Genomic DNA, 18,112 nt, shown 5'->3' on the forward strand with positions numbered 1-18,112 from the left:
GGCGCTTCACCCGTCACCTTCCACCTCCTGTGCGGCTTCGGCTTCGCCTCGCCGCTGGGCCTCAACAGCGTTGCGCAGGAAGTCGGCCCAGTCGACTTCTCGTGGAGAAGAGACAGCCGACGCGAACGAGCCAATGCCGCCGGTCAGACCGTGGGCGGTGCCGGGGCGAAGTAGTCGCGGAGCATCTCGCTGGTCCACGTGGGTTGGCGGACTTCTCCCCGCGGGCCGAACTCCTCGAACCAGGGCTTCACTTCGAGGACCGGGGTGCCGTCGATGGCGTCCAGGTCCTCGACGTGCAGGTCCAGGCCGTCGACCTTCACGAGCCGACAGCGGGAGGAGCCGAGCCAGTTGATGCGCCGCATGTTCCGGTGGCCGAACACACCGACCTCGGGCCAGTCCGGGTTGTCCCGGGGGCGGCGCGCGCCGAAGTTCAGATCGGTCGGGTCGGTCCTGTGGAACCGGAAGATCACGTCGAGGTGGGAGAACTCCTCCAGCCCCTTCGTTGCGTCGAGCGGAAACCTGTCTCCGTCGAGCCGGATGATGGCGCGCGTCCCTCCCCAGTAGTCGTCGGTCGGTTCCGTTCGACCTCCTACAACGTGCCCGAGCGCTTCCACGCTGAAGACGTCACTCATGTGTTTCCTCTCCTTGGAACGGACCGCGCTTGGGCGGCGGGTCAGATGGTGGCTGCCAAGTACTCGGCAGCGCGCCTGTCGACGGCGTCGATCGGTTTGCATGGCGTCGAGTGACTGGGATGAGATAGTGCGACCCTGGAGCGCTGCCCGGCCTTCACGAGGCTGAGGTGACCGAGAATGAGGAAGTTTTCCAGAGCGCGAGGCTGCGCTCGAAGCTCCTTGCCGCCCCTGAGGCGTGCAGTCCGGCAAGGATGATTCGCCAAGAGGCAGAGGGCGGAGGCATGTGATCCGGGCGAAGTGGTTGCGTCGGAACTCGTTGGCCCGAACCGGGGCCTGGTCAGAGGATGTTCCATTCGAGCCGGTCGTGTCCGGACCGCAGCCCTTGGATGCGGTGTCGTACCTCCGCGATCGTCGGGCTTCCGGCTGAGGCCCGCTTGGCGTTCGTGGTGATCATCCGCAGTTCACGGAGCGAGCACAGGGCGGGGTAGCCCTGCCACGACGTCACGTCGAATCCGTAGGCATCGGCGAACTCCTGATAGTGGGCGCGGCCGTAGCCGAAGCGGCGACAGTGGATCTCGACGGTGACGAGGTCGAGTTCCGGCTGCCCGAAGCAGGCGGTGTCCCAATCGCACAGGACTGCGGAATCCTCGTGGTGGAGCGCGTTCCGGTGCTGAGGGTCCCCCTGTGACAACCCCGGCGGCAGGACGTAGCGGACCTGGCGAAGCGCGTCCTCCAGCTCGGTCAGCCGCCGTTCGAGGTAGGCGACATCGTTCGCCGGCAATGCGGTGGTCTTCGCGATCGACCGCCTGATGGCACCGGCTGTGTCGACGGGACGGACATCGAAGGGAGGTAGTGGAAGCTCATGAAGCATGCGGAGGGGAACAGCAAGATGCGCCGCCGGGACGGGACGGTCGGGCTGGGGCAGGTGGTGCCAGAACGTCACGGCATGCCCGTCGACCACAACCGGTTGCTTCATCGGCAGCAGTTCGACGGTGGGGAAGTTCTTGCTGGTGAGCCACTGAACGAGCCGGACGGTACGGCGGACGCTCTCCAAGGGTGTGCCCGCCCTCGCGATCTTGGCGACCGCCCCGGCGGCCGGCAGCGTGTAGACGGCGTTGGTATGGCCGCGCAGCATCACGGCTCCGGTCGGGTCGAGCCCGACCTGGTCGCACGCGGCGTTGAGGATTGTGACGACCTCGGCTTCGGCGAACCCGCCGACCCGGACAACCGGAACACTCATACCTGTCAGGCTGACGGGCAGGGGAAGCATCTGTCACGTCCCGCCGGACGGAAGCGCCAGGAGTTCGCCGAGTTCCCGGGCTGCGCGAGGCCTCGCCTCCTTCGGCGTTATCTTGATGACATCCGCCGCGCGGGTGCCGAGGATCTGCGTACGGTGGTCACCGGGCACCGCCAGGTAGGTGTCCCGGGCCAACTGGCAGGCCTCGGACACGCTCCGCTGCCGAACCAGACACATGGCCTGCTCCAAGCGCAGCAGCGCCGGGTCGATACCGGTGTGGTCGGGGTAGAGGCGCAGAGCCTCCTCCTGGGCACGGCCGGCCTGCACCGTGTCGCCGAGCGCGGTGAAGGCGCCCGACAAATAGAGCTGGAGCCGCCGATAGGGGAACGCCCAGGCATCGTCCTCCAGGGCTGCCTGCCGACTGCGTTCGAACAGCCCGCGGGCTTGTGCGATCGACGCGCGGGCGCCGTCCTCGTCTCCCTGGCGAGCCTTGATCCGGGCTTCCGCGGCGGCGGCGAACGCTCCTGTCGCGGACGGCCGCCCGCGGTTGAGGAGCACAGCCTCGTGGGCAAGGGCTGCTGCCTCGGTCAGAGGCCCGTAGTAGAACGGCAGCATTGCTGCTTGCACTCGCACTCGTGTGCGCAGTTCGCGGTTGCCGCTGTCGTCGGCTGCTGACTTCCCGGTCCCGTACCAGTCCCGGGCCTGCTCCTTTCGTCCCAGCTTCATCAGGGCGTCCGCGGTCAGAGTGGACAGCACGGCGATCATCTCGGACAGACGCACCTGGACGAGCGCCGGCTGCCGCTCTTCGGAGTACTGCCGGACTTCCTCCAGGGTTGTCAGCAGCCGTGCCAGCATCACCATCGGGGGGTCGGACACGTAGTCCCGTCGCAGCGTGAGGAGCTTCCCGTCCAGGGACTCCAGCTCCCCGGTGGTGAGCGTCGTGCTCGCCAGCGTGCGTTCGATGGCGCGCCGGTGTGCGCGGGCCACAGCATCGAACGGGTCGCTCACGTCAGGCGACCCGGGTGCGGCCGCACGTTCGGTCACCGGAACATCGGGTGCGACGGGCGGCGTGAACACGGTCACAGGCGAGCACACATCCGCCCGGTAGCCACCGGAAAGTCCCAGTCCTTGCGCATCGGTCCGGTAGAGGCGACACAGAAGGTCGATGGTCTGAGCCCGCGGCATCCGAGCGCTCCGCTCCCACGCGCCCAGCTGCTCGGCGTCCGGATTCGGACGGTCGAGCGCCAACCCATCGCACAGGGCGATCAGTTCGCTGACGGCACGAGCTCGTGTCCACCCCCGGGCGAAGCGGTGAGCACGGAGGCGCGTAACGCCACAGCACTCAACGATCGCAGCCACCGCCATGTCGATCGTCCAGCCGTTCACCAAGGCACGGGCCCTGGTACTCGCTGCGCAGGACGGCTTGTGACCCACGCCCCACCTCCACTATCGCCGAGCGAAAGCCTAGTCGCCCGGGGTCACTGACTGACCGTCAAAACCAGTAACTCATTGCCGGTTTGCATCACCGCTGGCGTCAAAGCAGTGAGTCCGGCTCGTAACGGCAACTTCTTCCGCTTGCCCCTCGACTCTGACGCGGCGAGTCTCTGTGGACACGCGATGGCCACCACTCGCCACCCCCGCCAATGACCCGGGAACACTTGCCCATGTCCAGCCAGGAGGAACAGCCATGCACCGTGTCCTGGAGGTCAAAGCCAAGGTCACAACCGCGTCCCTCGGCGCGATCCGCAACCTGTTGTCCGAGGAGGTCGCGAGAGCCGGCATCGTCCTCGACGAGTCCCGGGCGTACGCGCTCCGCGTGTGTTCGTCGGAGTTCGTCGACAACGCGATCAAGCACGCCGCCGGTCAAGGCCCTGACCGTGAAGCCGTGTTGTTGATCGAAGTGGGCATTGACCGGGAGCGTGGCCGTTTGCGGACCACAGTGACGGACCCGAGCGTGGTCGAAGCGGCGATGAACAGCAGCGTCGACGACCTCGACGCGACCAGTGGCCGCGGACTGGTGGTCGTCGACGGCTACGCGGACGACATCGGATGGCACCAGCGGATCGACCTTCAGGGGCGGCCCACCGGCTGGTCCGTCTGGTTCGAACTCGACGTGGAACCGGCGACCTTCGGCCAGGCCACCGCCGCTGAGGCGGAAGTGCAGCCGAAGGCCGTCGTGCGGCCCCCCGAGCGTTGCCTGATGGTCGGCCCCGGGCACGCACCCGGGAATACGCCGAGGCCGAACCGGCCGGCACAACGGCCTGGGGAACGCACCGTCGTGCCGACAGCCGCGAGCCGACGTCTCCACGGGCCGGGCCGGGCCGCCACTCCCGTCCACCCTTCCACTCCGTACCCGAGGACTGCTCCATGAGCGTCGGAACGCGAACCAGAAAGCTGCTCAAGACCATCAGCCCCGCCCGCAGACTGGACATCGCGGCCTCCTACGAGGCCCTGACGCAGGCCTGCGTGGCCACCGGCGACGACCCCGCGAAAGCCGAACTGCTCAGCGACAGCCCGAACCACCTGTGGTCGCTCGGCTCGCGCTCGCGCGCACTCGCCATCGTCCACCCGGACGTGGACGAGGCCTGGGCGCTCATCAAGGGCGCGCAGTTCCTCCGGGAGCACCTGCTCCCCGTCACCTCCGCCTACTACACCGAGGTCCGCGCGGCCGTCGACGGCCAGGCCGTGACCTTCTGGCAGGACCCAGGGAAGCCGAGCGCCGACACGTCCCTCTCCGCGTGGGTGACCGCCCTCACCCACCGCATCGGCCCCGGGACGGCTCCGTGGCTGCGGGAGCACGACCCGTTCGCCCACCTGCTGGACGGCTTGGACGACGCGCCGCTGGACGAGTCCGCCCGCCGGTTCCTGCGCGAACGCGCCGCCCAACTGCGAGAAGAGTGGGACTACCTCGACTGGCCGACACCGGAAACCGTCGTCCTCGGTGCCCTCGGCATGGTCCCCTGCCATGACGACGGAGTCCACGTCGGACTCCTGCTGCGCCGCCCGCTCCGACGCGGCCACCGCGAGTGGGACCTGGTCGCCGCCCGCTGGCGCTCCGAACTGCTCACCGGCCCGCGTCAGGACCACCGGACCTACGCCGACACCTACCTCTCCTACGAGCGGGAGGATCGGCTCCCGGACCACCCCTACATCGGAGCCTGGTCCGGCTACCAGGTCGTACGCGACATCGTCGTCCTCACCACGGTGATGAACACGGTCCGCCGCGCCCACCTCGACGCCAACATCCGCCAGGAGGCCGCCCACCGCCTCGCGTGCCTGCGCGGCGCCCACCCGGTCCCGTGGAACTGGGGGCCGCGATGAAAGCCCGAACCAGGAAACGGAGTTCACATGGACGTGACCCGAGGATTCTTCATCACCATCGACGGTCTCAGCGCGAGCGGGAAGACCACGGTCGCCCCGCTGGTCGCGGCCCTCGTTGACGGCGTCCACCTCACGGACGACACCTTGCCGACCTTCCCCCGCATGCGTGCGGAGGTAGACGCCGTCGGCATCCTGGCGGCGCGGTTCCACTGGTGGATGATGGCCAATCACATCAAGTCCGAGACCGCTCGCGCGGTTGTCGGGGCGGGCCGGACCGTGGTGGTCGATTCCTACTTCCCGCGCACCATCGCCACGCACAGGGCGATGGGTCACGACTGCGCGCCGGAGTACCCGGAGGGAGTCCTCGTCCCGCACGTGCCGATTCTGCTGGAGGTGGACGAACGCGTCCGCCAGGAGCGGCTTCGCCGGCGGGCCGAGCTGGGAACGCTGAGTTCCTGGCACCGGCGGGAGGAGCCGAACGTGGCCGAAAGCTCCCGCGTGTACCGGGCGTTCGGACTGCTGCGGGTCGACGGCACCGACCGCACGCCTGCCGAGGTGGCTCGCAGCATCGCCGATACCGTGCGCTCGTATGCCCGCACCGCATCGAGGAAGGCAATTCCCCATGACCGCAACTGAGTTCGAAGCGAAGATCCTCGACGTCGATCCGAAGGAGATCCGCGTTCTCCTCGCCGAGGCCGGGGCCGAGCACGTGGTCGACCGTTTCCAGCGCCGCTACGTCTACGACATCCCCGGCCGGCCGGGAGCGTGGGTCCGGCTGCGTGACACGGGCACCGACGTCACCCTGTGCGTCAAGGAGATCCACTCCGACGCGATCGACGGCGTGGCCGAAACGGAGACGACCGTCGGTGACTTCGACGCCGCGAACACGCTCCTCGGCAAGCTCGGCTACCAGCCGAAGGCGTACCAGGAGAACCGTCGGTCCTCCTGGACGCTCGGTGGCGCGGCCATCGAGATCGACCACTGGCCGCTGATTCCCCCCTACCTGGAGATCGAGGGCGACAGCGCCGAACACGTCCACGCGACCGCCCTCGCGCTCAAGCTCCCCCTGGAGGAGCTGACGAGCGAGAACACCACCAAGGTCTACCGCCGGTACGGGATCGACATCGAAGCGATTCCCCGGCTCACGTTCGAGTGACAGGAGACAAGCCTTGTCAGCTACCCATCGTCCGGCGATCAGGGTCGTCCGGGACAGGACGATCCGCATCAAGGTGATCGACGACTGCGGGCTGGCCTGCACGTTCTGCCACAACGAGGGAACGCCGGTCACCGCCGACAATCGAGGCCGCGCCGAACTGCCCTTCGTCGCGGGCCCGGGCAGGACCGGGCGTGTGTCGATCTACAGCGAGACGAACGGGGTCGGCTTCCTTGCCGCGAGGATGGCCCCGGACGCGTCCTTCCGGCGGGCGGTGCGAACCGTGGCGAGGGCGTTCGACGCCCACGAGGTTCACCTCACGGGTGGGGAGCCCACCCTTCACACGGAGGTGCCCGCGCTGGTCGCGGCACTCACCGGCATGGGGTTGAGCGTCGGGATGACCAGCAACGGGGAACGCGGCCGGCAGGTGATGGCGGAGTGCTCCGCGGCCGGACTCGGCCGAGTCAACGTGTCGGTCTTCGGTACGACCGCCGCAGAACTCCGGGTCGTTCAGTCCGAGCGCTTCAGGACGCCGGGTCTGGCCGAGGCGAAGATCCGGGCGGCGGAGCAGACCATCCGTGCCGCCGTCTCCAACGGCGTGAAGGTCTCCGTGAACATCGTCGTCCCCGGAATGGCCCACGTCGGCCGGGTCGTCAACCTGGTCGAGTCGTACGGCCAGTTCGCGGACGTGCGGATGCTCACCAGCATCCAGGACGGGCCGGAGTCGGTCGCGGCGATCTCCGAAGTGCTGGCCCGGGTCGGCGCGGAACCGGTGCTCCGGACGTTCACCGCCGGGACCTCCGACGAGCGCACCCTCTACCGGGCGCTCGGCAGCCGGGCGGTGTACGTCAAGCGGTTGCTGCCCGTGCGGCTCCCCGACACCTGCGCGTCGTGCCGGTTCAACAACGACACGGACTGCGAGGAGGGCTACTACGGCATCCGCCTGTACCTCACCGATCAGGGGGAGTACATGGTGGGCGTCTGCATTCAGCGGATGGACCTCTGCGTGCCCGTGGCCGAGTTGCCGAAGAGCGGGATCGTGGAGGAGGTACTGGCCTTCAAGGACGCCGAAGTCCGGAGGCTGACGCGCGAGTACGGTGCCGCCGCCTGAGCCGCCTGATCGGTCGGCCCCGGCGACATGGCTTTGCGGCCTCGCTCGGGTCGAGCGAGGCCGCTGGGATCCGAAACTGTTGGGCTGACACCTGCCCTTCGGCCTCGTCCTCCAGGGTGTCAACTGTGTGGACTCCGAGATCCTCCTCGCCGCCGCCTACGCGGCGCGGACGTCCCCGACCTCGCAGTCCTGCTGACCACGGAGCCCGACACCGCACAGGCCATCCTGGAAGCGGTATCGCACCGGACGGTCAACACCAAAATCCCGTACGGGAGTTAGAGAGAACATGAGCACAATCAGCGACATCGGCCGTGCCCCGCTCCCGATCGTGGACGTCCACGTCGTCCTGCGCACCCCGGACGGCAAGATCCTGCTCTCCCAGCGCGGCGGCCCCTACGGCTACGGCCAGTGGCACGCCCCCAGCGGCAAGCTTGACCCCGGCGAGAAGCCCGCCCACGGCGCCGCCCGCGAACTGCGGGAGGAGACCGGCATCACGGCCGACCCGGCCCGCCTCCGCCTCGCCTACACCGTCCTGCACCACCAGGCCCCCGCGCCCCTGCGCCTCGGCCTGTTCTACCTCGCCACCGAGTGGGAGGGGGAGCCGGTCAACCGCGAGCCCGAGAAGTGCCTGGACCTGCGCTGGTTCGCCGAGGGCGGCTTGCCCGACGACCTGATCCCGTACCCCGCCGCAGGCATCCGCGGCGCCCTCACCGACCCCGGCGGCCTGGCGCACCACGGCTGGCCGGCCGCGTAGCGGTCGGCCGGTAGGGCAGGGGCCCGCGTTCGAGGCGAACGTGCGGGCCCCGGGGTGGAATCGGGGTCAGCGGGTGGCGAGGGATTCCAGGAGGCGGTCGAGGGAGGTGCCGAGGCCCCAGCGGGTGGAGAGTTCCTCCAGGGTCATGGGGTAGAGGGGTTCGCGGGGGAGGACCGGGTCGAAGTCCGGGAGGGGGGCGTCGGGGGCGACGCGGACGACGGTGGGGGCGACGTCGAGGTAGGCGGCGCCTTCGACGATGTTGCGGCGGCGGGCCGGGGTGAGCTTGGAGCCGAGGTCGAGGGCGGCGGCGCGGATGGCCGGGAGGTCGCCGTACTCGTTGATCAGCTGGGCGGCGGTCTTCTCGCCGATGCCCTTGACGCCGGGCAGGCCGTCGGACGGGTCTCCGCGCAGGGCGGCCATGTCGGCGTACTGGGCGCCGCGTACGCCGTACTTCTCCTGGAGCAGCGCGTCGTCGGTGACCTGGAGGTTGCCCATGCCCTTGACCGGGTAGAGCACGGTGATCCCGCGGGCGTCGTCGACCAGCTGGAAGAGGTCGCGGTCGCCGGTGACGATCTGCACCGGGCCGGTGGCGCGGGCGGTGAGGGTGCCGATCACGTCGTCCGCCTCGTAGCCGGCGGAGCCGACCCGGGCGATGCCGAGGGCGTCCAGCACCTGTTCGATCACCGGGACCTGCGGGGCCAGGGTGTCGGGCACCTCCTCCTCGCCGTCCTCGGCGGCCTCGGCGACCCGGTGGGTCTTGTAGGAGGGGACGAGGTCGACCCGCCACTGCGGGCGCCAGTCGGCGTCCATGCAGGCGACCAGCTGGTCGGGCCGGTGGTCGTGGACCAGCCGGGCGATGAAGTCCAGCAGGCCGCGGACGGCGTTGACCGGCTCACCCTGCGGCGAGCGCAGGGTGTCCGGTACGCCGTAGTAGGCCCGGAAGTACAGGCTGGCGGAGTCGAGCAGCATCAGTCGCGGTGCGGTCACGTCTCAGATCATGCCGTACGGCGGTGACGGACCGCCGGTTCTCAGTGCTCGTGCGGTCCGGCGCGGTGGACCGGGCCGTGGGAGTCGGCGCAGTGCTCGGCGGCGGAGGAGGCGGCGGAGGCGCCGTTGGGGGCGGCGGTGGAGTCGGGCGGGGTGGCGATCTGCAGCAGCGCGCCGGCCTCGTCCTCGCCGACGTGGTCGACCTGGAGGGTGGAGTGGGTGATGCCGTACTCGTCCGAGAGCCGGCGCTGCAGGGAGCGCCGCACCGCGTGGCAGTCGCCGCCGGGGGTGACGAGGATGTGTGCGGACAGGGCGGGCTGGCCGGAGGTGATCTCCCAGATGTGCAGGTCGTGGATCTCCTCGACCAGCGGTTCGGTGACCATCCGGTCGGCGACGGCGTCCGGGTCGATCCCGGCCGGGGCGGCCTCCAGGAAGATCCGTCCGGAGTCCCGGACCAGCGCGATGCCGGCCTTGAGCATCAGTGCGACGACGATCAGCGAGGCGATGGCGTCGGCCCGGGCGAAGCCGGTGGTCAGCACGATCGCGCCGGCGACGGCGGTGGCGATGAAGGCGTACAGGTCGGTCAGGACGTGCTGGAAGGCGCCTTCGACGTTCAGCGAGCTGCGGTTGGCCTTGGACATGCACCAGGTGGCCGCGAGGTTGACGACGATCCCGATCAGCGCGGTGATCAGCACCAGCGAGCCGGTGACCTGCGGCGGCTCGAACAGCCGGGTGACCGCCTCGTAGCCCAGCCAGGCCGACAGCACCAGCAGGGTGACCCCGTTGGCCTGCGCGGAGAGGATCTCGGCGCGCTTGAGGCCGTAGGTGTAGCCGCCCCGGGCCGGGCGGGCGGCGAGCCGCATGGCGATCAGCGCGAGCACGATCGAGGCGGCGTCGGTGAGCATGTGCGCCGCGTCCGAGATCAGGGCCAGGGACTGGGCGGCGAAGCCGACCACGACCTCGCCGGCCATGAAGACGACGATCAGGGCGAGGGCGCTGAGCAGCCAGCGGCGGTCCGCGTCGGCGGCGACGCCGTGCGAGTGGCCGCCGTGTCCCCCGGAGCCGTGCGAGTGCCCCCCGGAGCCGTGGGAGTGCCCGCCGGAACCATGCGCGTGCCCCCCGGAGCCGTGCGAGTGCGAGGGCGAGTGCCTCTGGTCATGCGCATGATCATCGTGCGAGTGCTCGTGCCCGGCCATGGAAGTCCTCTCTGGGCGCACGGGTGGGAAAGGGGGCGCGATACGACCGCCCCGCAACCGAAGTGAACCGCAGAATCGACAAAGATCCAAAGGTTGTACTGGTGACCGTTGTCGTTCCCGTCCGGGCGGCCGGATCCGGCTCACTCCGCACCCGGCCGGCCTCCCGAACTCCCTTTCCCCCGCGCCCAGTTGATCTACCCCAGCGCCATCGCGTCGAGGACCGCCGCGGTGGCCGCCCGGACCAGGGCCCGCATCAGCCGCAGGTCGTCCCCCTGCTCCGGGTGCCACTGCACCCCGAGCGCGAACCCCGGCCCCTCCACCGCCTCCACCGTCCCGTCCGGCGCGTGGGCGCTCACCCGCAGGCCCGCCCCCACCCGGTCGACGGCCTGGTGGTGGAAGGTCGGCACCTCCAGCTCGCTCTCCGGCAGCAGCCCGCCCAGCAGCGTCCCCGGCACCGGCCGCACCAGGTGCGAGCCGTAGCACCCGGGCGAGCCGCCGTGCACGTCCACCGGCACCACGTCCGGCAGGTGCTGCACCAGCGTCCCGCCGCACACCACGTTCAGGACCTGCATCCCCCGGCAGACCGCCAGCAGCGGCATCCCCGCCGCCAGTGCCGACCGCAGCAGCGCGACCTCCCAGGCGTCCCGCTCCGGCGAGTCCACCTCCGTCGCCGGGTGGGCCGGCTCCCCGTAGTACGCCGGGTCGATGTCCGGCCCGCCCGCGATCACCAGGCCGTCCAGCCGGGCCAGCACCTCCGGGGCGCGCTCCGGGACGTCCGGCGGCAGCAGGACCGCGATCCCGCCGGAGTCCCGGACCTGTGCGGTGTACCGCTCGGGCAGCAGGGCCACCCGGCGGCCCCGCCAATCGCTCCAACTCGCGTCCACCAGGTAGGTGCTGACGCCGATCAAAGGCCTGCGATCCATGGCGCGCATTCTCCCCCCGGAGCACCTGATCCACCGTCAGCCACGCGCGTCGGCGCGCCACGGGCGCCCGACACCCACCCGCCCTCTTCCGCCCCGCGAGTCGCAGGCCGTACGGTTCGCTGTGACCGTTTGATCTCGAAGAGTGATCGAGGAGGAGGGTTCGGTATGTCCGAAACGCCCGAACGGGCCGCCGCGGGCTCGCCGCCCCGGCCGCCGCTGACCCTGGACCGGCTGCGCGCCCTGGTGGACACCGGTGAGGTGCACACCGTCGCGCTCGCCTTCACCGACATGCAGGGGCGCCTCCAGGGCAAGCGCTTCGCCGCCCGGTTCTTCCTCGACGAGGTGGCCGAGCACGGCGCCGAGGCCTGCGACTACCTGCTGGCCGTCGACGTCGACCTGAACACCGTGGACGGCTACGCCTTCTCCTCCTGGGCCACCGGCTACGGCGACTTCGCGATGCGCCCCGACCTCGGCACCCTGCGGCTGACCCCCTGGCAGCCCGGCACCGCCCAGGTCACCGCCGACCTCGCCCGGCACGGCGGCCACCCGGTGGACGCCGCCCCGCGCCAGCTGCTGCGCCGCCAGATCGCCCGGCTCGCCGAGTACGGTCTGGCCGCCGACATCGGCACCGAGCTGGAGTTCCTGGTCTTCCGCGACACCTACGAGCAGGCCTGGCTGGGGGGCTACCGCGGCCTGACCCCGGCGAACCTCTACAACGTGGACTACTCGATGCTGGGCACCGCCCGGGTCGAGCCGCTGCTGTCCCGGATCCGCACCGAGATGGCCGGCGCCGGCCTGGTGGTGGAGTCCGCCAAGGGCGAGTGCAACCTCGGCCAGCACGAGATCGCCTTCCGCTACGCCGACGCCCTCACCACCTGCGACCAGCACAGCGTCTACAAGACCGGTGCGAAGGAGATCGCCGCCCAACTCGGCTGCGCGCTCACCTTCATGGCCAAGTACGACGAGCGCGAGGGCAACAGCTGCCACATCCACCTCTCGCTGCGCGACGCCGTCGGCGCCCCCGCCTTCGCCGACCGGGACGGCCGGATGACCGACACCATGCGGCACTTCCTGGCCGGCCAGCTGGTCGCGCTGCGCGAGTTCAGCCTGCTGTACGCGCCGAACATCAACTCCTACAAGCGCTACCGCCCGGGCTCCTTCGCCCCGACCGCCGTCGCCTGGGGCCGGGACAACCGAACCTGCGCCTACCGGGTGGTCGGCCACGGCCCCGGCCTGCGGATGGAGAACCGGGTACCGGGCGGCGACGTCAACCCGTACCTCGCGGTGGCCGGGATGATCGCGGCCGGCCTGCACGGGCTGCAGCGCAAGCTGGACCTGCCCGCGCCCTGCCTCGGCAACGCCTACGCGGTGGAGGAGTACGCGCGGGTGCCCGGCTCGCTGCGCGAGGCCGCCGGGCTCTGGGCGGACAGCGCACTGGCCCGCGAAGCCTTCGGCGACGACGTGGTCGAGCACTACCTGAACATGGCCCGGGTCGAGCAGTCCGCCTACGACGGGGCGGTCACCGACTGGGAGCGCTACCGATCCTTCGAACGGATGTGAGTCATGAGCGAGCCGAACGCGACCGCCGGGAGCAGCACGGTCCGCAACCCCGCCACCGGCGAGGTGCTCGCCACCGTCCCCGACACCACCCCCGAGCAGCTGGACGCGGCCGTCCGGCGCGCGGTGAAGGCCCAGGCCGGCTGGGCGGCGCTGGCCCCCGGTGAACGCGCCCGGCTGCTGCGCCGGTTCGCCGACCAGGTCGAGGTGCACGTCCCGGAGCTGGCCGCCCTGGAGGTGGCGGAGGCCGGCCACCTCCAGGCCAGCGCCCGCTGGGAGGCCGGCAACGTCCGGGACCTGCTGGAGTACGCCGCCGGGGGAGTGGAACGGCTGACCGGCCGGCAGATCCCGGTCCCCGGCGGCCTGGACGTGACCTTCCATGAGCCGGTCGGCCTGGTCGGGGTGATCGCGCCGTGGAACTTCCCGATGCCGATCGCCGCCTGGGGCTTCGCCCCCGCCCTGGCGGCCGGCAACGCCGTCCTGCTCAAGCCCGCCGAGGCCACCCCGCTGACCGCCCTGCGGCTGGCCGAACTCGCCCTCGCGGCGGGCCTGCCCGAGGGCCTGTTCCAGACCGTCCCCGGCGCGGGCGCCACCACCGGACGCGCCCTGGTGGACCACCCGGCCGTCCGCAAGATCGTCTTCACCGGCTCGACCCTCGTCGGCAAGGAGGTCGCCGCCCGCTGCGCCGCCCGCGCCAAGCGGGTCACCCTGGAGCTCGGCGGCAAGAGCCCCAACATCGTCTTCGCCGACGCCGACCTGGCCCGCGCCGCCGACCCGCTCTCCTTCGCCGACAACAGCGGCCAGGACTGCTGCGCCCGCAGCCGGATCCTGGTCCAGCGCGAGGTGTACGAGGACTTCCTCGCCCTGCTGCTGCCCGCCGTCGACACCCTGCGCACCGGCGACCCGACCGACCCGCAGACCCAGCTCGGCCCGCTGATCTCGGCCGCCCAGGTCCGCCGGGTGGCCTCCTACCTCACCCCCGACCTGCCGGTGCTGGCCCGCGGCAAGGTCCCGGACGGGCCCGGCTACTGGTACCCGCCGACGGTGGTCGCCCCCGAGGACCCGGAGGTCCCGGCCGTCACCGAGGAGATCTTCGGCCCGGTCGCCGCCGTCCTGCCGTTCACCGACGAGGCCGACGCGCTGCGGCTGGCCAACGCCACCCGCTACGGCCTGTCCGGCTCGATCTGGACCAGGGACGTCGGCCGCGCGCTGCGCCTGGCCCGGGGCGTACGGGCGGGCAACCTGTCGGTCAACTCGCACTCCTCGGTGCGCTACTGGACGCCCTTCGGCGGCTTCGGCGAGTCCGGGGTGGGCCGCGAGCTGGGGCCGGACGCGCTGCGCCACTTCACCGAGACCAAGAACGTCTTCATCCACAGCGAGGAGTGACAGCCCGATGAGCGAGAAGCACGCCGCGCCGGACGAGCCCGTCTGCCGACGGCTGGTCGGCCGCACCGCCGTGGTCACCGGCGCGGGCAGCGGGATCGGCCTGGCCGCCGCCCGCCGGCTCGCCTCGGAGGGCGCGAAGGTGGTCTGCGCCGACCTCGACGAGGAGACCGGGCGGGCCGCCGCCAAGGAGGTCGGCGGGCTGTTCGTGCACACCGACGTCACCGACCCGTACATGGTCGAGGCGCTGTTCGACGAGGCGTACGAGACCTGCGGCAGCGTGGACGTCGCGTTCAACAACGCGGGCATCTCGCCGCCCGAGGACGACTCGATCCTGACCACCGGCCTGGACGCCTGGCGCAGGGTCCAGGAGGTCAACCTGACCTCGGTCTACCTGTGCTGCAAGGCCGCGCTGCCGTACATGCGCCGGCACGGGCGGGGCTCGATCATCAACACCGCCAGCTTCGTGGCCCGGATGGGCGCGGCCACCTCGCAGATCTCCTACACCGCCTCCAAGGGCGGGGTGCTGGCGATGTCCCGCGAGCTGGGCGTGCAGTTCGCCCGGGAGGGCATCCGGGTCAACGCGCTCTCGCCGGGGCCGGTGGACACCCCGCTGCTGCGCGAGCTGTTCGCCAAGGACCCGGAGCGGGCCGCCCGCCGGCTGGTGCACATCCCGCTCGGCCGGTTCGCCCGGGCCGAGGAGATCGCCGCCGCGGTGGCCTTCCTGGCCAGCGACGACTCCTCGTTCATCACGGCGAGCGAGTTCCTGGTGGACGGCGGCATCTCCGGGGCGTACGTCACACCGCTGTAGCCGTCCGCGGCCGCGGGCGGTCGGGCCGCACAAGGGCTGCACAAGGGCCGCGGAAGGGTCGCAGCCGGGGTTCTCACCGGAATCTCATCGAAAACGGCGGGAATTCCGGGCCGCGCTGATTTCGCGTTTATCCGGCTGCCTTTAGATTCTCTACCGTGAGCGAGCAGATTCCCGCCGGGTGGTACCCGGACCCCAAGAACACCACCGGCGACCCGAGGCCGCAGCGGTGGTGGGACGGCAAGGGCTGGACGGCCGACACCCGGCCCGCACCCTCGGACGCCCCGGCACCGCAGGCTCCGGAGGCGGAGCCGACGGCCGCCGCGGCCCCGGGGCCGGGAGCGGCCGGGCAGACCACGGTGCTGGAGGGCGAGGTGCTGGAGAGCGGCCCGACCGTCCGCTACCCGGAGCCGCCGCCCTTCGGCGCCGCCTACGGCTCGCCCGCCGGGCCGCCGCGCAAGCCCCGGCGCAAGCCCTCCAAGCTGGTGCTGGCGACCACCGTCGCCGCCCTGCTCGGCCTGGCCGTCGGCGCGGGGGTCACCTACCTCGCGGTGGACGGCCACGGCGACCGCGCCCCGCGCAGCGCCCGCCCGGCCCCGCAGGGCGGCGGCTACGGCCCGTGGGGCGGCCTCCCGGGCTTCGGCGACCCCGGCAACGGTGGGGGCGGGGACAGCAAGGGCGGCAACGGGGGCAACGGCGGGAACGGCGGGAAGGGCGGCGGCGGGAACGGCAACGGCGGCGGCAAGACCCGCCCGAGCACCGACCAGGCGATCGACGTGGTCAACAAGCTCACCCTGCCGGTCCCGGACGGTTGGGAGGCCGGCACCACCACCGACGGCTACGCCATGCTCAGCGTCGGCTCGTACACCTGTGTGGACGGCAAGAACATCTGTTCCCTCGGCGGGGCCAACACCGGCCGGATCGACGGCGGCGGCACCGACGCCCAGGCGGCGGCCAAGGCCGACATCGCGGCGGCCGCCAAGGCCGCGTACGGCGACGTCACCGGGCACCAGGAGCTCAAGTCCGAGGCCGTGAAGGTCAACGGCCAGGACGGCTACCTGGTCCGCTGGAAGGTGGACGCGCCCAAGGGCAACAACGGCTACGTGCAGACCGTGGTCTTCCCGTCCGCCGACGGGAAGTCGCTGGTCTCGGTGCACTTCGGCTTCGACATCGCCGACAAGTCGCCGGACGTCGCGGTGATGGACACCATCGTCAAGGGCATCACCGACTACAAGGGCAAGCTGCCGACCATCCCGGGGCTGCCCGGCTCCGGCGGGTCCGGTGCGGGCGCCGGCGGCGCCGGGGGCACCACCACCTGAGCACCGCGCTCCTCACACGGCGGCGGCCCACCCGGGAGGGAACCCTCCGGGTGGGCCGCCGCCGTTCGCTCGTACGCGGGGTGGTGCCGCGGGAACCGGGCCGGACGGGGGTGTGGCCGGCCCGGTCCCGCGCCCGGCGTCAGGAGTCGCGTCGAACAGCCTCGACGCGACGGCGCCGGAGCACCATGCCGGCCCAGCCGACGCTGATCGCGGCGGCACCCGCGAGCAGCAGCGGACCGGTGGCCGAGGTACCGCCCACGGCCGCCGAGGCGGTCGGGATCACCTGGCCGGCCGGGGAGTCCGGGTCCCCGCCGTGGCCGTGGTGGGCGACCGTGGACTTGGAGGCGTCGGCCGCGATCTGGGCGTCGCTGGGCGCGGCCGGGGCCTGGGCGGTGAGCGCCGACGCGGCGGTGGCGGAGGCGCCGAAGTCGACGTCGGAGCAGGCGTAGAAGGCCTCCGGGCTGTCGCTGCGCTGCCACACCGTGTACAGCACCTGGCGGCCGGTGCGCTGCGGCAGGGTGCCGGAGTAGCTGTAGGAGCCGTTGACGGCGTTGCGGTCGACCTGCACCTTGGCCACCGGGGTCGGGTCGAGGTCCGACCACTTCAGCGGCTTGGTGGGGTCGTAGCCCGCCTTGGTGATGTAGACGGTCTGGGTGCCGACGTGCGGCGCGGTGGTGCGGAACTGGAAGGTGAAGGCGCCGGACTTCACCGCGGTGGCCGGCCAGTCGGTGCGCGGCCAGTCCAGCGCCGCGTACTTGTCGCGGTTGGCCGAGCAGAGCTTGCCGTCCGGGATCAGCGCCTGGTGATTGCCGTTGGCGTTGGCGATGTTGACCTCGTTCCAGTCGTACAGCGGCTGGGTGCCGCTCGCGGCGACGAGGTCCTTGCAGATCTGGGACACCGGGTGCTCGGGGCCCTCGGCGTAGCAGGCGGCGACCCGGCTCACGGGGTTGGTCATCGTGCCGTGGGCGCTGGCGGTGCCGGCGGTGGCACCGGCCACCGCGACGACCGCGGCGCCGATCACGCCGACGGACAGGGCACTTCGCTTGATGGACATGGGGTGGGGACTCCTTGACCGTCGTTCCGGGCGTGCGTGGGGGAACGGGCACGCCTGCCCGTTCGGGAGCCGCCGGCCCGGCGCGCGGCTCCCGGCCAGAGCGTAGGATTGGTCTGGACCAGAAGGCAATAGCCGCGCGTACTGTGCTTGTTGACGGACTGTAGGCCCCGGAGCAGGACAAAGGCCCGACGGACGGCCGTGGTTAGCCGTTCCATCGGGCCCCGTTAAGGCTCCGGAAAGGTCAGTGCCGCATGTCGTGGATGATGCCGGCCTGGATCACGAGATCGCTGTTGACGGTCGAGCTGCCGCTGATGGTGTTGATGATGTAGGTCCCGCCGGGCGCCTTCTCGAACTGCCCGGGCAGGAACTCCCTGAGGATGTCGAAGAGTTCCTCGGCCGCCTGCGGGTTCGTCCGGAACAGCGCGCGCAGCCGGTTGCGAAGGGCGGCGGCCTGGTCGGCCAGGACCTCCTCGTCGCCGTCGGCCTCCAGCACCTCGGCGCGGATCACCTCCAGCTCGGCGCTCGCCTCCTCGTCCCGCTCGCCGCGCCCGAACAGCCGGGCGATCCGCGAACTGGCCTGGTTCCAGGCGGCCGTGGCCATCAGTCCGGCCACCGAGGTCGCCCCGGACCTCACCATCTCCTGCACGAGCTCGGCGTCCATGCCGCCCCCTTCACGT

18 protein-coding genes are annotated in these 18,112 nt (G+C 71.3%); 10 read left to right on the forward strand and 8 right to left on the reverse strand.

The features are described 5' to 3' along the window. Window positions 1-143: 143 nt before the first annotated feature. The 3 genes from AMK13_RS13170 to AMK13_RS13180 all read right to left on the reverse strand — a co-directional run bounded on the left by AMK13_RS13170 (window position 144) and on the right by AMK13_RS13180 (window position 3,255). Window positions 144-632, reverse strand: coding sequence for an SAM-dependent methyltransferase (locus AMK13_RS13170; protein ID WP_074002334.1), 489 nt, complete (start codon window positions 630-632; stop codon window positions 144-146). Window positions 633-969: 337 nt separating this feature from the next. Continuing rightward, window positions 970-1,872: a phosphotransferase gene (locus tag AMK13_RS13175; RefSeq protein WP_049649896.1), complete on the reverse strand. Its 903-nt coding sequence runs from the start codon at window positions 1,870-1,872 to the stop codon at window positions 970-972. Window positions 1,873-1,905: 33 nt separating this feature from the next. Then, on the reverse strand, window positions 1,906-3,255 hold the full coding sequence (locus AMK13_RS13180; RefSeq protein ID WP_241852865.1) for a tetratricopeptide repeat protein: 1,350 nt from the start codon (window positions 3,253-3,255) through the stop codon (window positions 1,906-1,908). 301 nt (window positions 3,256-3,556) lie between these two features. Between AMK13_RS13180 and AMK13_RS13185 the strand changes: the two genes are divergently transcribed. From AMK13_RS13185 to AMK13_RS13210, 6 genes are all read left to right on the forward strand, one after another. Further along, the gene (locus tag AMK13_RS13185) at window positions 3,557-4,240 is read left to right on the forward strand and encodes an ATP-binding protein (protein WP_074002336.1); all 684 of its coding nucleotides are present in this window, start codon (window positions 3,557-3,559) and stop codon (window positions 4,238-4,240) included. After that, window positions 4,237-5,190 carry a hypothetical protein gene (locus AMK13_RS13190; protein ID WP_074002337.1) on the forward strand — a complete coding sequence of 318 codons (954 nt, stop codon included), beginning with the start codon at window positions 4,237-4,239 and terminating at the stop codon, window positions 5,188-5,190. The genes AMK13_RS13185 and AMK13_RS13190 overlap by 4 nt, the downstream gene beginning before the upstream one ends. A 27-nt stretch (window positions 5,191-5,217) precedes the next feature. Beyond that, window positions 5,218-5,826, forward strand: coding sequence for an AAA family ATPase (locus AMK13_RS13195; RefSeq protein WP_074002338.1), 609 nt, complete (start codon window positions 5,218-5,220; stop codon window positions 5,824-5,826). Next, a complete protein-coding gene (locus tag AMK13_RS13200) occupies window positions 5,813-6,346 on the forward strand; it encodes a class IV adenylate cyclase (RefSeq protein WP_074002339.1) in 534 nt (177 codons plus the stop codon). The genes AMK13_RS13195 and AMK13_RS13200 overlap by 14 nt, the downstream gene beginning before the upstream one ends. 13 nt (window positions 6,347-6,359) lie before the next feature. After that, on the forward strand, window positions 6,360-7,454 hold the full coding sequence (locus AMK13_RS13205) for a radical SAM protein (protein WP_049649888.1): 1,095 nt from the start codon (window positions 6,360-6,362) through the stop codon (window positions 7,452-7,454). Window positions 7,455-7,740: 286 nt separating this feature from the next. Then, the gene (locus AMK13_RS13210; RefSeq protein ID WP_074002340.1) at window positions 7,741-8,208 is read left to right on the forward strand and encodes an NUDIX domain-containing protein; all 468 of its coding nucleotides are present in this window, start codon (window positions 7,741-7,743) and stop codon (window positions 8,206-8,208) included. Between the two features lie 66 nt (window positions 8,209-8,274). Here the strand turns inward: AMK13_RS13210 and AMK13_RS13215 are convergent, their stop codons facing one another. From AMK13_RS13215 to AMK13_RS13225, 3 genes are all read right to left on the reverse strand, one after another. Next, window positions 8,275-9,177: a 5'-3' exonuclease gene (locus AMK13_RS13215; protein ID WP_074002609.1), complete on the reverse strand. Its 903-nt coding sequence runs from the start codon at window positions 9,175-9,177 to the stop codon at window positions 8,275-8,277. Between the two features lie 59 nt (window positions 9,178-9,236). Then, window positions 9,237-10,391, reverse strand: coding sequence for a cation diffusion facilitator family transporter (locus AMK13_RS13220; RefSeq protein ID WP_074002341.1), 1,155 nt, complete (start codon window positions 10,389-10,391; stop codon window positions 9,237-9,239). A 194-nt stretch (window positions 10,392-10,585) separates the two neighbouring features. Further along, window positions 10,586-11,314, reverse strand: a complete 729-nt coding sequence (locus AMK13_RS13225) for a gamma-glutamyl-gamma-aminobutyrate hydrolase family protein (protein ID WP_049649881.1) — start codon at window positions 11,312-11,314, stop codon at window positions 10,586-10,588. A gap of 165 nt (window positions 11,315-11,479) precedes the next feature. Here AMK13_RS13225 and AMK13_RS13230 point away from each other — a divergent pair, with 165 nt between their 5' ends. The 4 genes from AMK13_RS13230 (at window position 11,480) to AMK13_RS13245 (ending at window position 16,381) form a co-directional block, all read left to right on the forward strand. Continuing rightward, entirely contained in the window at window positions 11,480-12,874 is a 1,395-nt protein-coding gene (locus tag AMK13_RS13230) for a glutamine synthetase family protein (RefSeq protein ID WP_074002342.1), read from the forward strand. A gap of 3 nt (window positions 12,875-12,877) precedes the next feature. Continuing rightward, complete coding sequence (locus AMK13_RS13235; RefSeq protein WP_074002343.1) at window positions 12,878-14,257, forward strand: aldehyde dehydrogenase family protein; 1,380 nt, start codon at window positions 12,878-12,880, stop codon at window positions 14,255-14,257. Between the two features lie 7 nt (window positions 14,258-14,264). After that, window positions 14,265-15,065 (forward strand): 3-oxoacyl-ACP reductase, encoded by an 801-nt coding sequence (locus tag AMK13_RS13240; RefSeq protein ID WP_049649878.1) that lies wholly within the window; start codon window positions 14,265-14,267, stop codon window positions 15,063-15,065. 155 nt (window positions 15,066-15,220) lie between these two features. Beyond that, entirely contained in the window at window positions 15,221-16,381 is a 1,161-nt protein-coding gene (locus AMK13_RS13245; protein ID WP_074002344.1) for a DUF2510 domain-containing protein, read from the forward strand. 139 nt (window positions 16,382-16,520) lie between these two features. Here AMK13_RS13245 and AMK13_RS13250 read toward each other — a convergent pair whose 3' ends face one another. Further along, a complete protein-coding gene (locus AMK13_RS13250; protein WP_049649876.1) occupies window positions 16,521-17,435 on the reverse strand; it encodes a lytic polysaccharide monooxygenase auxiliary activity family 9 protein in 915 nt (304 codons plus the stop codon). Between the two features lie 241 nt (window positions 17,436-17,676). Then, entirely contained in the window at window positions 17,677-18,096 is a 420-nt protein-coding gene (locus tag AMK13_RS13255) for a hypothetical protein (RefSeq protein WP_049649875.1), read from the reverse strand. Window positions 18,097-18,112 lie beyond the last annotated feature (16 nt).

Source organism: Streptomyces sp. CB02056 (genome assembly GCF_001905545.1).
Lineage (GTDB): Bacteria > Actinomycetota > Actinomycetes > Streptomycetales > Streptomycetaceae > Kitasatospora.